Source organism: Burkholderia sp. BC1 (assembly GCF_052683555.1).
Window position 1 is genome coordinate 1 of record NZ_JBQYLP010000199.1, and the last position, 16,502, is coordinate 16,502.

Sequence of the window (16,502 nt, forward strand, 5' to 3'; positions counted from 1 at the left end):
AAAAAACGCGTCGGCCGACACGATCGCCGACATCACGCACCTGCCGATCCAGACCGTCAACGGCGCGACGACCTATCTCGGCGAAGTCGCGTCGGTGCGCGACGGGTTCTCGCCGCAGACCAACGTCGTCCGGCAGAACGGCCAGCGCGGCGTGCTGGTCTCGATCCAGAAGAGCGGCGACGCGTCGACGCTGAAAGTCGTCTCGGACCTGAAGGCGCTGCTGCCGCGCGTCGAGCCGACGCTGCCCGAAGGGCTCACGATCACGCCGCTGTTCGACCAGTCGGTGTTCGTGAACGCCGCCGTGCAGGGCGTGATCCACGAGGCGCTGATCGCGGCCGTGCTGACCGCGATGATGATCCTGCTGTTTCTCGGCAACTGGCGCAGCACGCTCATCATCGCGATCTCGATTCCGCTGTCGATCTTCACGTCGCTGATCGTGCTGTCCGCGCTCGGCGAGACGATCAACATCATGACGCTCGGCGGGCTCGCGCTCGCGGTCGGGATTCTTGTCGACGATGCGACGGTGACGATCGAGAACATCGAGCGCCATCTGCATCTCGGCACCGATCTGCACGACGCGATCCTCGAAGGCGCGGGCGAGATCGCGGTGCCAGCCTTCGTGTCGACGCTCTGCATCTGCATCGTGTTCGTGCCGATGTTCTTCCTGACGGGCGTCGCGCGCTACCTGTTCGTGCCGCTCGCCGAGGCCGTCGTGTTCGCGATGCTCGCCTCCTACGTGCTGTCGCGCACGCTCGTGCCGACGCTCGCGATGCTGCTGTTCCGGCCGCAACAGGCGAGCGTCGGCCCCGAGCGCGCGACCGGCCGCTTCGCGCGGCTGCATCGCGCGTTCAACGCGGCGTTCGAGCGGCTGCGCGCGTGGTACATCGTGCTGCTCAGCATGCTGCTCGTGCGCCGGCGCTTCTACGCGAGCTGCTTTCTCGGCTTCTGCGTGCTGTCGACCGGCCTCGTGTTCGTGCTCGGCCGCGATTTCTTCCCGAACGCGGATTCCGGCAACATCCGGCTGCATATGCGCGCCCCGACCGGCTACCGGATCGAGGAGACCGCGCGCCTCGCGGATCGCGTCGAGCGTGCCGTGCGCGACATCGTGCCGCCCGACGAGCTCGGCGCGATCGTCGACAACCTCGGGCTGCCGGTGAGCGGCATCAATCTGTCGTACAGCAACGCCGGCACGATCGGCACGCTCGACGGCGAGATCCTGATCGCGCTGAAGCCCGGCCACCGCTCGACGCAGGCGTACGTGCGCGCGCTGCGCGCGGCGCTGCCGGCGCGCTTTCCCGGCGTCGAATTCTTCTTCCAGCCGTCGGACATCATCACGCAGATCCTGAACTTCGGTCAGCCGGCCGCGATCGACGTGCAGGTGCTCGGCAACGATCTCGCGAGTAACATGACCATCGCGAGCCGCCTGATGAAAGAGGTCAGGCGCATTCCCGGCGCCGTCGACGTGCATGTACTGCAGCGCAATGACGAGCCGACCCTGCTGGCCGACATGGATCGTACGCGCATGCAGCAGCTGAACCTGTCCGCGCAGAACGTCGCGCAGAACATGCTGATCTCGCTGTCCGGCAGTTCGCAGACCACGCCGTCGTTCTGGATCAATCCGAGAACGGGCGTGCAGTACCCGCTGTCGATCCAGACCCCGCAATACGACATCGCGTCGGTCGACGACCTGCTCGGCACGCCGGTCGCCGCGAACGGCCGTACGGGCACGCCCGCGCAACTGCTCGGCAACCTCGTGCGGATGCGCGCGGAAGCGCGGCCGGCCATCGTCACGCACTACAACATCCGCCCGGCGATCGATCTGTACGTGAGCGTCGAAGGCCGCGATCTCGGTTCGGTCGCGAGCGACATCGCGCGCATCGTGTCGGACGCGCGCGCGACGCTGCCGCGCGGCACGGACCTGACGATGCGCGGCCAGATCGAGACGATGCGCACCTCGTATCTCGGGCTCGGCGCCGGCGTCGCGATGGCGATCGTGCTCGTCTATCTGCTGATCGTCGTCAATTTCCAGTCGTGGCTCGACCCGTTGATCATCATCAGCGCGATGCCAGCCGCGCTCGCGGGCATCGCCTGGATGCTGTTCATCACCGGCACGCACCTGAGCGTGCCTGCGCTGACGGGCGCGATCATGACGGTCGGCGTCGCCACAGCCAACAGCATTCTGGTCGTTTCGTTCGCGCGGCAGCGGCTCGCGGCCGGCGCACCGCCGCTGACGGCCGCGCTCGAGGCCGGCGCGACGCGGATCCGCCCCGTGCTGATGACCGCGCTCGCCATGATCATCGGGATGGTGCCGATGGCGCTCGGGCTCGGCGAAGGCGCGGAACAGAACGCACCGCTCGGCCGCGCGGTGATCGGCGGGCTGCTGTTCGCGACCGTATCGACGCTGCTGTTCGTGCCGCTCGTGTTCGGCGGCGTGCATGCGCGGCTCGCGCGCCGGCGCGAGCGCCGGGCGGCACCCTAACCTCTCGCATCCTGACCGGTTGAATTCATGGAAGAGAAACATCACAGCAGCGTCGGCATCCAGGTGGACGACCACGGGATGCACCTGCCGTCCCGCACGGCCGTGTCGCGACGCGCGCGGATCGTGCTGACCGTAATCGGCGTGCTGCTCGCGGCGGGCGCCGCGCGCACGATCGTCGTCAACGTGCTGAACCGCGGCCGGCTCGATGCCGTCGCCGAGCAGAACACGCGGCAATACGTGACCGTCGTGCATCCCGTCGACGCGGCAAGCGGCGGCCGCCTGACGCTGCCGGGCACGCTGCGCGGCTACGTCGAGGCGCCGATCTACGCGCGCGCGAGCGGCTACGTGCTGCGCTGGCACGCCGACATCGGCACGCACGTGAAGCAAGGGCAGCTGCTCGCCGAACTCGATACGCCGGAGCTCGATCAGGAACTCGCGCAGGCCAGCGCGCAGCGGCGGCAGGCACAGGCGGCGCTCGCGCTCGCAAGGACGTCGTTCGAGCGCGCGCAGCAGTTGCGCGAGCGCGATGCGGTGTCGCAACAGGAACTCGACGACCGTCAGGGCGCGTTCAATCAAGGCGCCGCGAATCTCGCGGCGGCCGACGCGAACGTGCGCCGGCTCACCGAGCTGAAGGGCTTCCAGCGCATCGTCGCGCCGATCGACGGCGTCGTCACGCAGCGCAACGTCGACGTCGGCGATCTCGTCAGCTCCGGCAACGCCGGGCGCGCGCTGTTTACGGTCGTGCAGGCCGACCGGCTGCGCCTGTACGTGCAGGTGCCGCAGGCGTACGCGCAGCAGGTGAAGGTCGGCCAGCACGTGAGCGTGTCGCAGGCCGAGCTGCCGGGGCGCACGTTCGACGGCACGATCACGCGCACCGCGCAGGCGATCGACGTCGCGACGCGCTCGCTGCAGGTCGAGATCACGCTGCCGAACGCGGACGAGCGGCTGCTGCCCGGCGCCTACGTGCAGGCTACGCTGCCGATGACGCCGGTCGGTCGCCTGCAGATTCCGGCCAGCACGCTGCTGTTCCGCGCGGAAGGGCCGACCGTCGCGAGCGTCGACGCGAACGGCCGCGTGCATCTGAAGCCCGTGACGGTCGTGCGCACGATCGGCCAGACGCTCGAAGTCGACGGCGCGCTCACGCCGGACGACCGGCTCGTCGCGAACCCCGGCGATGCGCTCGCGAACGGCGACACGGTCGTCGTGTCGACGCCGACCGCGCAACCGGCGTCGGCCGCCGCAGGAGCCCGATCGTGATCGCGACCGGCCCACGCCGCGCCGTCGCCGCCTGCGCGATCGCGGCGGCAGCCGCCCTCGCCGGCTGCACGGTCGGCCCCGACTACCGGCGGCCCGCGGTCGACACGCCGGCCGCGTGGCACGTCGATCCGGCCGACGCGTACTGGCATCCGGCCGCGCCGGCGCGCGCGCCGCTCGACGCGACCTGGTGGACCGCATTCGGCGATCCGCAGCTCGACGCGCTCGAAGCCGAGGCGCAGCGCAACAACCAGAGCCTGAAGGCCGTCGCCGCGCGCTATGACCAGGCGAAGGCGACGCTCGCGTCGGTCGCGTCCGCGCAATATCCGGCCGTGTCGCTGAACGCGAGCGGCCAGCGCTTTCGCATCTCGGCCGACCGGCCGCAGACGAACTACGCGACGCAGAACGTATCGACCGTGCAGAACGACATCCAGGTCGGCCCGAGCGTCAGCTACGAGCTCGACCTGTTCGGCCGCGTGCGGCGCACGGTCGAGGCCGCCGAGGCGAATACCGACCAGGCGCGCGACGACTTCGCGAACGCGCGCGTCGTGCTGAGCGCCGATCTCGCGTCGAGCTATTTCGCGCTGCGCGAGCTCGACGCGGAGATCGACGTCGTGCAGCGCTCGATCGCGCTGCAGCAGAAGGCGCTCGACTATGTGAGCGCGCGCCACGATCTCGGTGCGGTGTCGGGCCTCGACCTGCTGCAGCAGCGCGCGCAGCTCGACGCGACGCGCACGCAGGCGCAGTTGCTGGTACGGCAGCGCGCGCAGGTCGAAACCGCGATCGCGACGCTCGTCGGCACGCCGGCGCCCGCGTTCTCGCTGCCGCCGCGCGTGGTGCCGATCAACGCGCCGGCGCTGCCGACCGGCATCCCGAGCGATCTGCTGCAGCGGCGCCCGGACGTCGCGTCGGCCGAGCGCGCGATGGCCGCCGCGAACGCGCAGATCGGCATCGCGCGCGCCGCGTATTTTCCGCGCATCGCGCTGTCGCCCGACATCGGCTGGGACGCGACGCGCTTCTCGGGCCTGTTCACGGTGCCGGCGCTGCTGTGGTCTATCGGCGCGTCGGCGAGCGAGTCGCTGTTCGCGGGCGGCAAGCTGCAGGCCGGCGTCGATTTCGCGCAGGCCGGCTACGTCGCCGCGCAGGCCAACTATCGGCAGACGGTGCTCACCGCGTTCGAGGAGGTGCAAAATGCGGTGACCGGGCTGTCGGTGCTCGCCGATGCGGCGCAGCAGGCGTCCGCCGCCGTCGACGACGCGCGCCGGCTCGTGTCGCTCGCGCAGGACCGCTACGCGGGCGGGCTCGCGCCCTTCATCGACGTCCTGACGGCCGAACAGCAGTTGCTGACGAGCGAGCGGCAGGCCGTGCAGATCCAGGGGCAGCGCGCGGCGCTCGTGGTCTTTCTCGCGAAGGCGCTCGGCGGCGGCTGGAACGGCGCGGCCGCGACCTCCTCCGACATGGCCGCCGCGGACGCCGCCGGCACGCGCCCGCAGGCGGTCACGCGATAACGGATCCGAACATGAAAGTACTGATCATCGAAGACGAACCGAAAGTCGTCGAATATCTGAAGAGCGGACTGACCGAGGAAGGCTGGGTCGTCGATACCGCGCTCGACGGCGAGGACGGTGCATGGAAGGCGGTCGAGTTCGACTACGACGTGGTCGTGCTCGACGTGATGCTGCCGAAGCTCGACGGCTTCGGCGTGCTGCGCGCCTTGCGCGCGCAGAAGCAGACGCCCGTCATCATGCTGACCGCGCGCGACCGCGTCGACGATCGCGTGCGCGGCTTGCGCGGCGGCGCCGACGACTATCTGACCAAGCCGTTCTCGTTCCTCGAACTGATCGAGCGGCTGCGCGCATTGACGCGTCGCGCGCGCGTGCAGGAATCGACGCTGATCTCGATCGGCGACCTGCGTGTCGACCTGATCGGCCGCCGCGCGACGCGCGACGGCACGCGGCTCGATCTGACCGCGCAGGAATTCCAGCTGCTCGGCGTGCTCGCGCGGCGCAGCGGCGAGGTACTGTCGAAGACGACGATCGCCGAGCTCGTCTGGGACGTGAATTTCGACAGCAACGCGAACGTCGTCGAAACCGCGATCAAGCGGCTGCGCGCGAAGCTTGACGGCCCGTTCCCGGAGAAGCTGCTGCATACGATTCGCGGCATGGGCTACGTGCTCGAAGCGCGCGACGACGGCGGCGACACGGAGAAACGCACATGAAACGCTCGATCGCGCTGCGGCTGTCGACGATGTTCGGCATCGTGTCGCTGCTCGTCTTTACGCTCGTCGGCTGCGGGCTGTTCGTGATGATGGAGCGCCAGCTGTTCGCCGAGCTGCGCGCGACGCTCGACACGCGCGCGAAGGTCGCCGAAATGATCGTGTCGCATGCGCTCACGCCCGAACGCGGCAGGCTGATGAAGGAGAAGCTCGCCGACCTCGAGCCGCCCGACGGCTCGACGCGCTATCAGGTCGACACGCCGAATCCGGACTTCCGCTTCGGCCGTCCCGTCGACGGCGTGCCGGTCGGCGCACCGCTCGGCGCGTTCCAGCGCTACGCGCTCAACGACAGCAGCTACGACGTGATGACGAAAACCGTCACGGTGGCCGGCAGCGGCGCGCGGCCGACGCTGAAGCTGATCGTCGCGAGCTCGTGCGAGCGCACGCAGCGGATGCTGCGCCGCTTCGGCTGGACGCTCGCCGCGCTGATCGCGACCGCGACGATCCTCACGCTGATGCTGAGCCGCGCGGTCGCGCGCTTCGGGCTCGCGCCGCTCGACCGGCTGTCGCAGGACGCGGCGGCCGTGAGCGTCGCGAACCGCCGCCAGCGGCTGCAGACCGACGCGCTGCCTGCCGAGCTGCGCGAACTGGCCGCCTCGTTCAACGGCGCGCTCGAGCGCATCCAGCAGACCTACGAGCGGCTCGAAGCATTCAACGCCGACGTCGCGCACGAGCTGCGCACGCCGGTCAGCATCCTGATCGGCCAGACGCAGGTCGCGCTGACGAGCCGCGACCGTTCCGCCGACCGGCTGCGCCAGACGCTGCAGTCGAATCTCGAGGAATTCGAGCGCTTGCGCGTGATCATCAACGACATGCTGTTCCTGTCGCGCAGCGACCGCGGCGAACGCGCGACCGATCTGAAGTACGTGTCGCTCGCGCACGAGGTGCAGCGCATGCTCGACTTCCTCGAAATCCCGCTCGACGAAGCGCAACTGCGCGCGGAGCTGCACGGCGACGCGCGCGCGGCCGTCGATCCGTCGCTGTTCCGGCGCGCGATGACGAACCTGCTGATCAACGCGATCCAGCATTCGGCGCCCGGCGCGACGCTGCACGTGACGATCGCGCCGCGCGATGCGCTCGTCGACGTGTCGGTCGCGAACCCCGGCGAGCCGATCGATCCCGCCCGGCGCGCGCATGTGTTCGAGCGTTTCTACCGGCTCGAGGAAGCGCGCGCGAACAGCATGGAGAATCACGGGCTCGGGCTGTCGATCGTGAAGGCCGTCGCCGAAATGCACGGCGGCAGCGTGTTCGTCACGTGCGCCGACGGCGTCAACACGTTCGGCTTCTCGGTGTGCGCGCAACCTTCCGCCGACACACCGGCGCGCGCGCAGGACGCATCCGGCCACCCGGCGTCGGCGACGCTGCCGCACGCGCGTCCGTCGCGCGCGGCGCACTGAGTTCGCGCGACGCGCCGACGGCAGTTTTCTTCAATACGCGCGCGCGCCGCGCGCTTACTCTCGATGCGACTTCCGATATTCGCATGGAGAGATTCGATGAGCATGCTGGTTTCGATGGCCGCGTTCGCGCTGGCTTCGTCGATCACGCCCGGTCCCGTCAACATCGTCGCGCTCGGCGCAGGCGCGCGTCACGGGCTGCGCGCGGGGCTGCGCTATGCGGCCGGCGCGACGCTCGGTTTCGTCGCGCTGTTTCTGCTGACAGGCCTCGGCCTGCACGCGGCGCTCGAGCGCTGGCCCGCGCTGACGACCGCGACACGCTGGTCCGGCATCGCGTTCCTGCTCTACATGGCGTGGCGCCTCGCACTCGACGACGGCCGGCTGCCGGCCGATACGAAGGTCACGGGGCCGTCCGCGGCGTCGGGCGCGGCGATGCAGTGGCTCAATCCGAAAGCGTGGCTCGCGTGCGTCGCGGCAATGGGCGCGTATGCGGCCAACGGCGATCACGCGCAAGTCTGGCAGTTCGCCGGGCTGTATCTCGTGATCTGTTTCGCGTCGATCGGCTGCTGGGCGTACGCGGGCGCGTCGCTGCGGCAGCGGCTCGCAAGCGCGCGCCGGATGCGCGTATTCAATCGGCTGATGGCGTTGCTGCTGGCGGGAAGCGCGTTGTATCTGCTCGACGTCTAATCTCGACGCCTCGCCACGCGGCGCGGCGCGCGCGGCGCTTCAGCGGGCCGCGCCGCGATACTGGCCGGGTGTCGCGGCCGCGATCCGGCGGAACGCGCGCTGGAAATGCGCCTGATCGGCGAAACCGGCATCGAGCGCGACGTCGGCGATCGGACGGCCGCGCCGCAGTTCCGCGCGCCCGTACTGCACGCGACGGTCGATCAGGAACGCATGCGGCGTCATCCCGTAGCGCGCGCCGAACGCGCGGATCAGGTACGACGGCGACAGATCGGCCGCTGCGCAGATCGCGTCGAGCGTGCGGTAGAAACGACCGAACTGCGCGAACAGATCGCGCCGCTGCGTCCATTTCGACGAAAAACCGTGGAAATCCGTGTTCGCGTCGCGGCCGAGCGCATGCTGGAGCCGCGCGAGCCACGGCACGTCGACGTACACCATCCGGTACGCCCAGTTGTCGGGCCCGTACGGATTGCACGCATGCACCTGTTCCGGATCGATGATGACGAGCACGCCGCGCCCGACGTGCTGGTTCGTCGTGCCGTTCACGTACGTGCTCGTTCCGCCGACGATCGCGCCGATCGAGAACGTGTCGTGCGTGTGCTTCACGTAGCAGATTTCGCGCCCGTCGTCGACGGTGCGCGCTTCGATGAACGGCAGCGCGGCGTCGCGCCAGAACGGCGACGGCATCGTGGACGAGCGGACGGTACGGCGCACGCGGCGGGCTCCCGGAGCGAATGACGAATGCACACCGTACAAGACTGCGTCGCACCGCGCAAGCGGCGCGCATCGCTTCGCTGCCGGCGCGCGCGGTTTCGCCTAAGCTTGGAACTCCGGCCGCTGCGGCATGCGCCGGCGGCTCCGTTCCCTCTTCTTCCGGTACGCTCATGCACATCGATCTGAAAGGCAAGACCGCGGTCGTCACCGCTTCGACCGCCGGCATCGGACTCGCGATCGCCGAAGGACTCGCGCGCGCAGGCGCACGTGTCGTCGTCAACGGACGCAGCGACGCGTCGGTCCAATCGGCGATCGCCCACCTGCGCACGGCCGCGCCAGGCGCGGATATCGACGGCGTCGCCGCCGACCTGTCCGGCGCCGCCGGCGCCGCGCGCATCGCGCAGCACACGCCGAACGCCGACATCCTCGTCAACAACGCGGGCATCTACGGGCTGAAGCCGTTCTTCGACATCGACGATGCCGAATGGACGCACTACTTCGAGATGAACGTGATGTCGGGCGTGCGGCTCGCGCGGCACTATCTGAAAGGGATGCTCGAACGCGACTGGGGCCGCGTCGTGTTCGTGTCGTCGGAGTCGGGACTGAACATTCCCGTCGACATGATTCACTACGGCTTCTCGAAGACGGCCCAGCTCTCGATCGCGCGCGGTCTCGCGAAGCTCGCGGCCGGCACGCGCGTGACCGTCAATTCGGTGCTGCCGGGGCCGACGCTGTCGGAAGGCGTGCGCACGATGCTGCAGGAGACGGCCGACCAGACCGGCCGCAGCGTCGACGACGTCGCGGTCGACTTCGTCCGCGAGCATCGCGCGAGTTCGATCATTCAGCGGCCCGCGACGCCCGAGGAGGTTGCGAACATGGTCGTCTACGTCTGTTCGCCGCAGGCATCGGCGACGACGGGCGCGGCGCTGCGCGTCGACGGCGGCGTCGTCGACACGATCGCCTAGCGCGCCGGCGGCTGCCGCGCTACGCGCCGCCGTTGCGCGCCTGCAGCCGGCCGCTGCGGTCGGCGTTCATGCAGGTGTCGAAGCCGTGGTGCGTGACCGCGCCGGCGCGGTCGAACACGACGAAGTACGGCCGGCGCTCGTCGCCGTGTTCGAGCAGATAGTTGTAGCAAACGCCGCTGCCGTTGCGCACCATCCACACGCTGCGCGGATTGCCGCCGGCGTGCACGACCGTGTCGCGCGTCGCGCCGTGCCGCGACGCGGCCTTCGGCACCGGCATCCGCGAATACGAGAACGGCAGCCATGCATCGAACCACGCGCAGCCGTTCAACATCAGGCAGCCAGCGGCCAGAGAAAGCGTTGCAGCGGGACGGGACATCCGGATCAATCGCATGCTGGGAAGAGTTCTGCTGCGCCTGCCGGCGCGTCCGAAAGCCCCATGCTACTCGACCTTTGGGGTTCGGATCGCAAAGAAATGTCGAATCGGGTGTGCGCGGCGTGTGCCGGATGCAACGCTTACGCGCGCCATTCCGCCCACAGCACGGTCAGCACCGTCATCAGCGCGGGGCCGACGAACAGGCCGATGAGGCCGAACGTCTCCGCACCGCCGAGAATGCCGAACAGCACGAGCAGGAACGGCAGCCGTGCGGAGTTGCCGATCAGCACCGGCCGCACGAAGTGTTCGGCAACGAACACGACGACGAAGCCGAGCACGGCGATCACGATCGCCCACGCGGTCGCGCCCTGCACGAACAGCCACAGCGCGGCGCCGCAGAACACGAGCGGCGCGCAGAACGGCAACATCGCGGCGACCGCCGTGACGACGCCGAGCAGCGCCGCATGCGGGACGCCGGCGAGCGCATAGGCAACGCCGAGCAGCGCGCCTTCGCCGAGCCCCACGACGACGAGGCCCGTGACCGTGCCCTGCACCGCGGCGACCATGCGCTCGATCAGATGCGCGCCGTCGTGGCCGAACGCACGCTGCGCGCCCTGCAGCAGTTCGCCGGCCAGCCGGTGTCCGGCGCGCACGATCACGAACAGCGTGACGAGCATGAAGCCGAATTCGAATACCGCATGTGCGACGCGCGTGCCGAACTGCCGCCCGAACGCGAGCACCTTTTCGCCGCTCGCGCCGTGCATCGCGGTGGCTGCATGCAGCGGATGACCGAGGTTGGTTTGCCACCATTGCGTGATCTGCGCGGCGCCGTACGGCAGCCGGTTGACGACGTCGGGCAGCGGAATGCCGTTGTCGCGGATCGACTGGAACCATTCGCGCAGGTCGTGCGCCTGCACGATCGCCTGCGTGAGCGCGATCGCGACCGGCAGCACGACCAGCAGCGACACGGCGGCCGTGACGATCGTCGCGACCAGCGTCGGCCGGTTGCGCAGCAGCGCGTTCGCCTCGATCCGCTGCAGCAGCGGCCACATCGCGATCGCGATCACGCAGGCCCAGGCGATCGCGGGAATGAATGCGCGGATCACCCACAGCGCAAGCGCGAGAAGCGCCGCATAGAGCACGGCGCGCGCGATCTGTTGCGCGCGCGGCCGCGCGGCCGCGTCGCGGGACGACGAAACGTGAGTGCCCATCGCACCTCTGTCGAAAGAAAAAAATGGCGGTTCGCGCAGCAACCTCACTGCGCGAACCGCCATTCTATCCATCGATGCCGCGCATGGGCGCGGCGCGACGTGGGCTTACGCTGCCTTCTCGGCGACGCGATAGCGCTCGAGCCAGTGTGCATACGGCGCGGGCAGCGTCCACGACGGACGCTCGACGCCGAGCTGCTTGGCCGCATAGTACGGCCAGTGCGGGTCGGCCAGATGCGCGCGGCCGACCATCACGAGATCGAGCTGCTCGTCGGCGACGACGCGGTTCGCCAGTTGCGGCGTGTCGATGCCCCACGCGGACGACACCGGCAGCCCCGCTTCGCGGCGCACGCGCTCGGCGACCGGCGCGAGGAACGCCGGGCCCCACGGAATCTGCGCGTCGGGCGTCGAGAAGCCGACCGACACGCTCAGCATGTCGAGCCCTTCCTGCTTCAGCCGCTGCGTGAGCGCGATCGATTCGGCGAGCGTCTCCTCGTCGCGGCCGTCGTATTCGATGACGCCGAAACGCGCGGTCAGCGGCAGATGCTCGGGCCAGACCTTGCGGACCGCGGCCAGCGTCTCGACGAGGAAGCGGCCGCGATTCTCGGCCGAGCCGCCGTATTCGTCGGTGCGCCGGTTCGAGTGCACGGAGAAGAAGCTCTGGCCGAGATAGCCGTGCGCGAAATGCAGTTCGAGCCATTCGAAGCCGATGTCGTGCGCACGCTTGGCCGCCGCGACGAAATCGGCCTGCACGCGCGCGATGTCGTCGCGCGTCATCTCGCGCGGTACCTTCGGCAGATGCGCGCCGAACGGCACGGCCGACGGCGCAATCGTCTGCCAGCCGCGCGGATCGCCTTCGGGGATATGGTCGTCGCCTTCCCACGGACGGTTCGCGCTCGCCTTGCGGCCCGCATGCGCGATCTGGATGCCGGGCACCGCGCCCGCGGCCTTGATCGCCGCGACCGACGGCGCGAACGCTTCGGCCTGCGCATCGGTCCAGAGTCCGGCGCAGCCCGGCGTAATGCGGCCTTCCGGCGACACGGCCGTCGCCTCGGCGATCACGAGGCCCGCGCCGCCGCGGGCGATGCCGGCCAGGTGCACGTGATGCCAGTCGTTGACGACGCCGTCCTCGGCGACGTACTGACACATCGGCGGCACCGCGATCCGGTTGCGCAACGTGACATCCTTCAGTTTGAACGGTTCGAACAAGGCAGACATCCATGACTCCTATTGCTTGGTCCTGCGAAACGGCGGGTTGAGCCGTCATGCGGCTGCACGACGGCGCGAAACGGATGCCGCCGCGCCGCTTGTGCGACGCGACGGCGCCTGGCCAGCGGCGCGTTCAGCGCCGGCTCAGCGCGGCGAGCAGCGCTTCGGCCGCGGGCGCCGACGACGCCGGGTTCTGCCCGGTGATCAGCAGCCCGTCGGTCACGACATGCGGCGCCCAATCGGCGCCGCGCTCGAACTGCGCACCGTTGGTCTTCAGCATGTCTTCGACGAGGAACGGCACGACTTCGGTCAGTCCGACGGCCGCCTCCTCGCTGTTCGTGAAGCCGGTCACGCGCTTGCCGCGCACGATCGACTCACCGGTTTTCGGGTCCTTCACGTGGCGCAGCACGCCCGGCGCATGACAGACGAGCGCCGCCGGCTTGCCGGCCGCAAGCGTGCGTTCGATCAGGCCGATCGAATGCAGATCCTCGGCGAGATCCCACAGCGGACCATGGCCGCCGGGGTAGAACACCGCGTCGTAGTCGTCGATCGACACGTCGGCCAGCTTGCGCGTCGCCGCGAGGTCGGCCTTGGCGGCCGGATCGGCATCGAAACGGCGCGTCGCGTCGGTCTGCGCGGACGGATCGCTGCTCTTCGGGTCGAGCGGCGGCTGGCCGCCCTTCGGCGACGCCAGCGTCAGCGCGATGCCCGCATCCTTGAACGCGTAGTACGGCGCGGCCAGTTCCTCGAGCCAGAAGCCGGTTTTCTTGCCGGTGTCGCCGAGCGTGTCGTGCGAGGTCAGGACAACCAGAATCTTCATGATCGGACACTCCTATGAAATTGACGGGAACGGGCCGCGCGGGCGGCAGCCGTGTCGAGCATCGGGCATGCCGGCGCACGACGCGCGGTGCCGCGTCGGCGGCCGGCGCCGCATGCGCGGTGCGTGCCCGTTAGTCCGCGCTCGTGCGACAACGTGCGGCGGCGATACACAAAACCGGTCGCTGTATTAGACCAGTCGTCTATAAGCCGCGCGCGATACGCGGTGTCCGCGGTGTCGGCTCGCATCGGTGGCGACTGCGTTGCCGCATCAGCCCGATTGTGCGCCTGTCGCGCCGTGGCGTCCGCCACCGGCAGCGCGTCGCATTGTCGCTCCGCCCTTCCGCACGCACACGTCTGCATGTCGCCTCGCGTCCCGTCATCCGGCGCGCGCCGCATGTCGCACGGTTCGGCTCGCCCGGTTCAGGAGCTCGGATCATAGCCGCTGATTAGACCGGTCGTCTAGTAAACGGCCGTTCGACCCTGCCGTCCGCAGGGTTTCATCTTTGCGTCCGTGCCGCGCGCGGCGGCGCTCGCGTTCGGCGTTTCGGCCGGTGCATACTCGCGGTATGCCAATCGGCCACAAAACGACCCGATCGAGGTAACCACTACTGCGATGGACATCGCCATCCGCATCGAAGGCCGACACGACCTGACCGGCCAGATCTACCGCCAGCTGCGCACCGCGATCGTCGACGGGCGGCTCGAAGGCGGCGCACGGCTGCCGTCGACGCGCGATCTCGCGAAGCAGCTCGGCGTGTCGCGCAAGACGACGCTCGATGCGTTCGAACGGCTCGTCGCCGAAGGCTATCTGCACACGCGTGCAGGCGACGGCACGTTCGTCGCCGACGGGCTCGCGCGCGTCCCGCATGCGGCCGACGCGCCGGGGCCGTCTCTCGTGCGCGATACGCCGCGTGCCGACGCGGTCGATGCGCGCGCATGGTGGAACGACCTGCCCGACGCGCTGCCGATGCCGATGCCGGCCGACACGCCGCGCGACGACTTCCGCGGCGGCGTCACCGACAAGACGCTGTTCCCGTTCGACACGTGGCGGCGCTGTCTGCATCACGCGCTGCGCCAGCAGGCGCGCGTGCGCGGCCAATATCGCGAGCCGGCCGGCGATGCGCAGCTGCGCGGCGCGATCGCGCGCTACGTCGGCTTCCGCCGCGCGGTGGTCTGCAACTGGGACGACGTGATCGTCACGCAGGGCGCGCAGCAGGCGCTCGATCTGCTCGCCCGCGTCGTCGTGCGGCCCGGCGACGTCGTCGCGGTCGAAGATCCCGGCTATCCGCCGGCCCGCGCCGCGTTCGCGTCGCTTGGCGCAACGGTGATCGGCGTGCCGGTCGACGCGCACGGCCTCGTGACCGAGCGGCTGCCCGACGAGGCGCGGCTCGTCTACGTCACACCCTCGCACCAGTTCCCGCTCGGGATGCCGATGTCGCTCGAGCGGCGCATCGCGCTGCTCGAATGGGCGCAGCGTCGGCGCGCGGTGATCATCGAGGACGACTACGACGGCGAATTCCGCTTCGAGGGGCGGCCCGTCGAATCGCTGAAGAGCCTCGATCGCACGGGGCTCGTCGCCTACGTCGGCACGTTCTCGAAGACGATCTTCCCGGAACTGCGGATCGGCTATGCGATTCCGCCGCGCGCGCTGCGCGGCGCGCTCTGCAAAGCGAAGCAGATCGTCGACTGGCATACGTGCACGCTGACGCAGGCGGCGCTCGCGCACTTCATGCTCGACGGCGATTTCGCGCGGCATCTGCGCCGCGTGCAGAAGCACTACGACGCGCGCCGCAAGATGGTGATTGTGCATCTGCGCGGCGCGCTCGCGCCGTGGTTCGACGCGATCGTGCCGAGCGCCGGCATCCACCTCGCCGCGCTGCTGAAGCCGGGCGTCGACGAAGCGGCGCTGATCCGCGCGGCGCGCATGCAGGGCATCGGGCTCTACGGTATCTCGATGTTTCACGTCGACGTGCCGGTACGCGCGGGGTTGCTGTTCGGGTATGGCGGCATCGACGCGGTACGCATCGACGCGACGCTCGCGCGGCTCGCCGCGATACTCGGCGACGGCGTCGCCGATCAGCGCGCGCCACTGGTCACCTGATATTTCCCGAAATTGGTCATTCAAGCAGGCCAGTATGGCTCGTAAAGTGGGTCCATCGCGCCACCGTGCGCTCCAACCGAAAGAGGACCTGCGATGCAACCGCGTCTGAACTTCTATGCCGCCAGCCCGAATGCGATCAAGGTGATGCGCAACGCCGAGGACTTCCTCGCGAAAAGCTCGATCGAAAAGCCGCTCGCGGAGCTCGTCCGCCTGCGCGCGTCGCAGATCAACGGCTGCGCGTTCTGCGTCGACATGCATACGACCGACGCGCGCAAAGGCGGCGAAACCGATCGCCGTCTCGCGACCGTCGTCGCCTGGCGCGAAACGCCGTTCTTCACCGCACGCGAGCGCGCCGCGCTCGAATGGACCGAAGCGCTGACGCTGGTCGCCGAGGACCACGTGCCCGATGCAGTATGGGAATCCGTGAAGCCGCACTTCAGCGACGAAGAGCTGTTCGACCTGTCGCTGCTGATCGCGACGATCAACGCGTGGAATCGCTTTGCGATCGCGTTCCGCAAGATGCCCGAGTGAGGTGCGCACGATGGCGACCCGCACCTCCTTGCGCCGCACGCTCGTCGGCGCGGTGCTCGCGCTCGGCGCGCTGTCGGTCGTGCCGACGCACGCACACGAGACCGGCGACGCCGCGCACGCGATCATGCGACAGACCGTGCCCGAAGCGCCGGGCAAGCTCGCGGTCGTCGCGATCGTCGACTATGCGCCTGGTCAGGCGTCCGAACCGCATCGGCATCTCGGCTCCGTCTTCGCGGTCGTGTCGAAAGGCGAAGTGTTGTCGCAAGTCAACGACGGCCCGCTGCGGCGCTATCGCGCCGGCGAAGGCTGGTACGAGCCGCCGGGCGCGCGCCACCAGGTGTCGCGCAATGCGAGCGAGAGCGAGCCCGCGCAGCTCGTCGTGTTCGCGCTGACCGGCGAGCACGATCCGCTGAAGTCGCCGATGGAGCGGTGAGCGCGCGTCGCGCACGATGTGTCGATACCAATGGAAAAACCGGCCCGAGGGCCGGTTTTTCCG

The 16,502-nt window shown here is 69.4% G+C and carries 15 protein-coding genes; 10 read left to right on the top strand and 5 right to left on the bottom strand.

Annotated features, from left to right (window positions below; genetic code table 11):
• The 6 genes from ACSHSS_RS30340 to ACSHSS_RS30365 form a co-directional block, all read left to right on the top strand.
• A partial coding sequence (locus ACSHSS_RS30340) for an efflux RND transporter permease subunit (protein ID WP_445545984.1) occupies nt 1-2,479 on the top strand: 2,479 nt, incomplete at its 5' end.
• 27 nt (nt 2,480-2,506) lie between these two features.
• The gene (locus tag ACSHSS_RS30345; RefSeq protein WP_445545985.1) at nt 2,507-3,736 is read left to right on the top strand and encodes an efflux RND transporter periplasmic adaptor subunit; all 1,230 of its coding nucleotides are present in this window, start codon (nt 2,507-2,509) and stop codon (nt 3,734-3,736) included.
• Nucleotides 3,733-5,241, top strand: a complete 1,509-nt coding sequence (locus ACSHSS_RS30350; RefSeq protein ID WP_445545986.1) for an efflux transporter outer membrane subunit — start codon at nt 3,733-3,735, stop codon at nt 5,239-5,241. Before ACSHSS_RS30345 ends, ACSHSS_RS30350 begins: the two co-directional genes overlap by 4 nt.
• Before the next feature lie 11 nt (nt 5,242-5,252).
• Nucleotides 5,253-5,951 (top strand): heavy metal response regulator transcription factor, encoded by a 699-nt coding sequence (locus ACSHSS_RS30355; protein ID WP_006397161.1) that lies wholly within the window; start codon nt 5,253-5,255, stop codon nt 5,949-5,951.
• Nucleotides 5,948-7,405 carry a heavy metal sensor histidine kinase gene (locus tag ACSHSS_RS30360; protein ID WP_088926932.1) on the top strand — a complete coding sequence of 486 codons (1,458 nt, stop codon included), beginning with the start codon at nt 5,948-5,950 and terminating at the stop codon, nt 7,403-7,405. The genes ACSHSS_RS30355 and ACSHSS_RS30360 overlap by 4 nt, the downstream gene beginning before the upstream one ends.
• 96 nt (nt 7,406-7,501) lie before the next feature.
• Nucleotides 7,502-8,089: a LysE family translocator gene (locus ACSHSS_RS30365; protein WP_445545987.1), complete on the top strand. Its 588-nt coding sequence runs from the start codon at nt 7,502-7,504 to the stop codon at nt 8,087-8,089.
• 39 nt (nt 8,090-8,128) lie between these two features.
• Here the strand turns inward: ACSHSS_RS30365 and ACSHSS_RS30370 are convergent, their stop codons facing one another.
• Nucleotides 8,129-8,800 carry an AraC family transcriptional regulator gene (locus tag ACSHSS_RS30370; protein WP_445545988.1) on the bottom strand — a complete coding sequence of 224 codons (672 nt, stop codon included), beginning with the start codon at nt 8,798-8,800 and terminating at the stop codon, nt 8,129-8,131.
• A 170-nt stretch (nt 8,801-8,970) separates the two neighbouring features.
• Here ACSHSS_RS30370 and ACSHSS_RS30375 point away from each other — a divergent pair, with 170 nt between their 5' ends.
• Complete coding sequence (locus tag ACSHSS_RS30375) at nt 8,971-9,765, top strand: SDR family NAD(P)-dependent oxidoreductase (RefSeq protein WP_039218189.1); 795 nt, start codon at nt 8,971-8,973, stop codon at nt 9,763-9,765.
• A gap of 19 nt (nt 9,766-9,784) precedes the next feature.
• Here the strand turns inward: ACSHSS_RS30375 and ACSHSS_RS30380 are convergent, their stop codons facing one another.
• The 4 genes from ACSHSS_RS30380 to ACSHSS_RS30395 all read right to left on the bottom strand — a co-directional run bounded on the left by ACSHSS_RS30380 (nt 9,785) and on the right by ACSHSS_RS30395 (nt 13,375).
• Nucleotides 9,785-10,141 carry a hypothetical protein gene (locus ACSHSS_RS30380; RefSeq protein ID WP_254210156.1) on the bottom strand — a complete coding sequence of 119 codons (357 nt, stop codon included), beginning with the start codon at nt 10,139-10,141 and terminating at the stop codon, nt 9,785-9,787.
• A gap of 137 nt (nt 10,142-10,278) precedes the next feature.
• A complete protein-coding gene (locus tag ACSHSS_RS30385) occupies nt 10,279-11,349 on the bottom strand; it encodes an AI-2E family transporter (RefSeq protein ID WP_006397172.1) in 1,071 nt (356 codons plus the stop codon).
• 105 nt (nt 11,350-11,454) lie between these two features.
• Nucleotides 11,455-12,564 (bottom strand): NADH:flavin oxidoreductase/NADH oxidase, encoded by a 1,110-nt coding sequence (locus ACSHSS_RS30390; protein WP_445545989.1) that lies wholly within the window; start codon nt 12,562-12,564, stop codon nt 11,455-11,457.
• 124 nt (nt 12,565-12,688) lie between these two features.
• Nucleotides 12,689-13,375 (bottom strand): type 1 glutamine amidotransferase domain-containing protein, encoded by a 687-nt coding sequence (locus tag ACSHSS_RS30395; RefSeq protein WP_445545990.1) that lies wholly within the window; start codon nt 13,373-13,375, stop codon nt 12,689-12,691.
• Between the two features lie 612 nt (nt 13,376-13,987).
• Between ACSHSS_RS30395 and pdxR the strand changes: the two genes are divergently transcribed.
• The 3 genes from pdxR (at nt 13,988) to ACSHSS_RS30410 (ending at nt 16,439) form a co-directional block, all read left to right on the top strand.
• Complete coding sequence (gene pdxR, locus ACSHSS_RS30400) at nt 13,988-15,475, top strand: MocR-like pyridoxine biosynthesis transcription factor PdxR (RefSeq protein ID WP_445545991.1); 1,488 nt, start codon at nt 13,988-13,990, stop codon at nt 15,473-15,475.
• Nucleotides 15,476-15,568: 93 nt separating this feature from the next.
• Nucleotides 15,569-16,006: a carboxymuconolactone decarboxylase family protein gene (locus ACSHSS_RS30405; RefSeq protein ID WP_006397188.1), complete on the top strand. Its 438-nt coding sequence runs from the start codon at nt 15,569-15,571 to the stop codon at nt 16,004-16,006.
• Between the two features lie 10 nt (nt 16,007-16,016).
• Entirely contained in the window at nt 16,017-16,439 is a 423-nt protein-coding gene (locus ACSHSS_RS30410) for a cupin domain-containing protein (protein ID WP_105842087.1), read from the top strand.
• The last annotated feature ends 63 nt before the right edge of the window (nt 16,440-16,502 follow it).

Excerpts from the sequence above, each read along its gene's own strand:
- ACSHSS_RS30345 (WP_445545985.1), top strand. The coding sequence starts at position 2,507 with ATGGAAGAGAAACATCACAGCAGCGTCGGCATCCAGGTGGACGACCAC.
- ACSHSS_RS30355 (WP_006397161.1), top strand. The coding sequence starts at position 5,253 with ATGAAAGTACTGATCATCGAAGACGAACCGAAAGTCGTCGAATATCTG.
- ACSHSS_RS30360 (WP_088926932.1), top strand. The coding sequence starts at position 5,948 with ATGAAACGCTCGATCGCGCTGCGGCTGTCGACGATGTTCGGCATCGTG.
- ACSHSS_RS30365 (WP_445545987.1), top strand. The coding sequence starts at position 7,502 with ATGAGCATGCTGGTTTCGATGGCCGCGTTCGCGCTGGCTTCGTCGATC.
- ACSHSS_RS30375 (WP_039218189.1), top strand. The coding sequence starts at position 8,971 with ATGCACATCGATCTGAAAGGCAAGACCGCGGTCGTCACCGCTTCGACC.
- ACSHSS_RS30380 (WP_254210156.1), bottom strand. The coding sequence starts at position 10,141 with ATGTCCCGTCCCGCTGCAACGCTTTCTCTGGCCGCTGGCTGCCTGATG.
- ACSHSS_RS30385 (WP_006397172.1), bottom strand. The coding sequence starts at position 11,349 with ATGGGCACTCACGTTTCGTCGTCCCGCGACGCGGCCGCGCGGCCGCGC.
- ACSHSS_RS30390 (WP_445545989.1), bottom strand. The coding sequence starts at position 12,564 with ATGTCTGCCTTGTTCGAACCGTTCAAACTGAAGGATGTCACGTTGCGC.
- ACSHSS_RS30395 (WP_445545990.1), bottom strand. The coding sequence starts at position 13,375 with ATGAAGATTCTGGTTGTCCTGACCTCGCACGACACGCTCGGCGACACC.
- pdxR (WP_445545991.1), top strand. The coding sequence starts at position 13,988 with ATGGACATCGCCATCCGCATCGAAGGCCGACACGACCTGACCGGCCAG.
- ACSHSS_RS30405 (WP_006397188.1), top strand. The coding sequence starts at position 15,569 with ATGCAACCGCGTCTGAACTTCTATGCCGCCAGCCCGAATGCGATCAAG.
- ACSHSS_RS30410 (WP_105842087.1), top strand. The coding sequence starts at position 16,017 with ATGGCGACCCGCACCTCCTTGCGCCGCACGCTCGTCGGCGCGGTGCTC.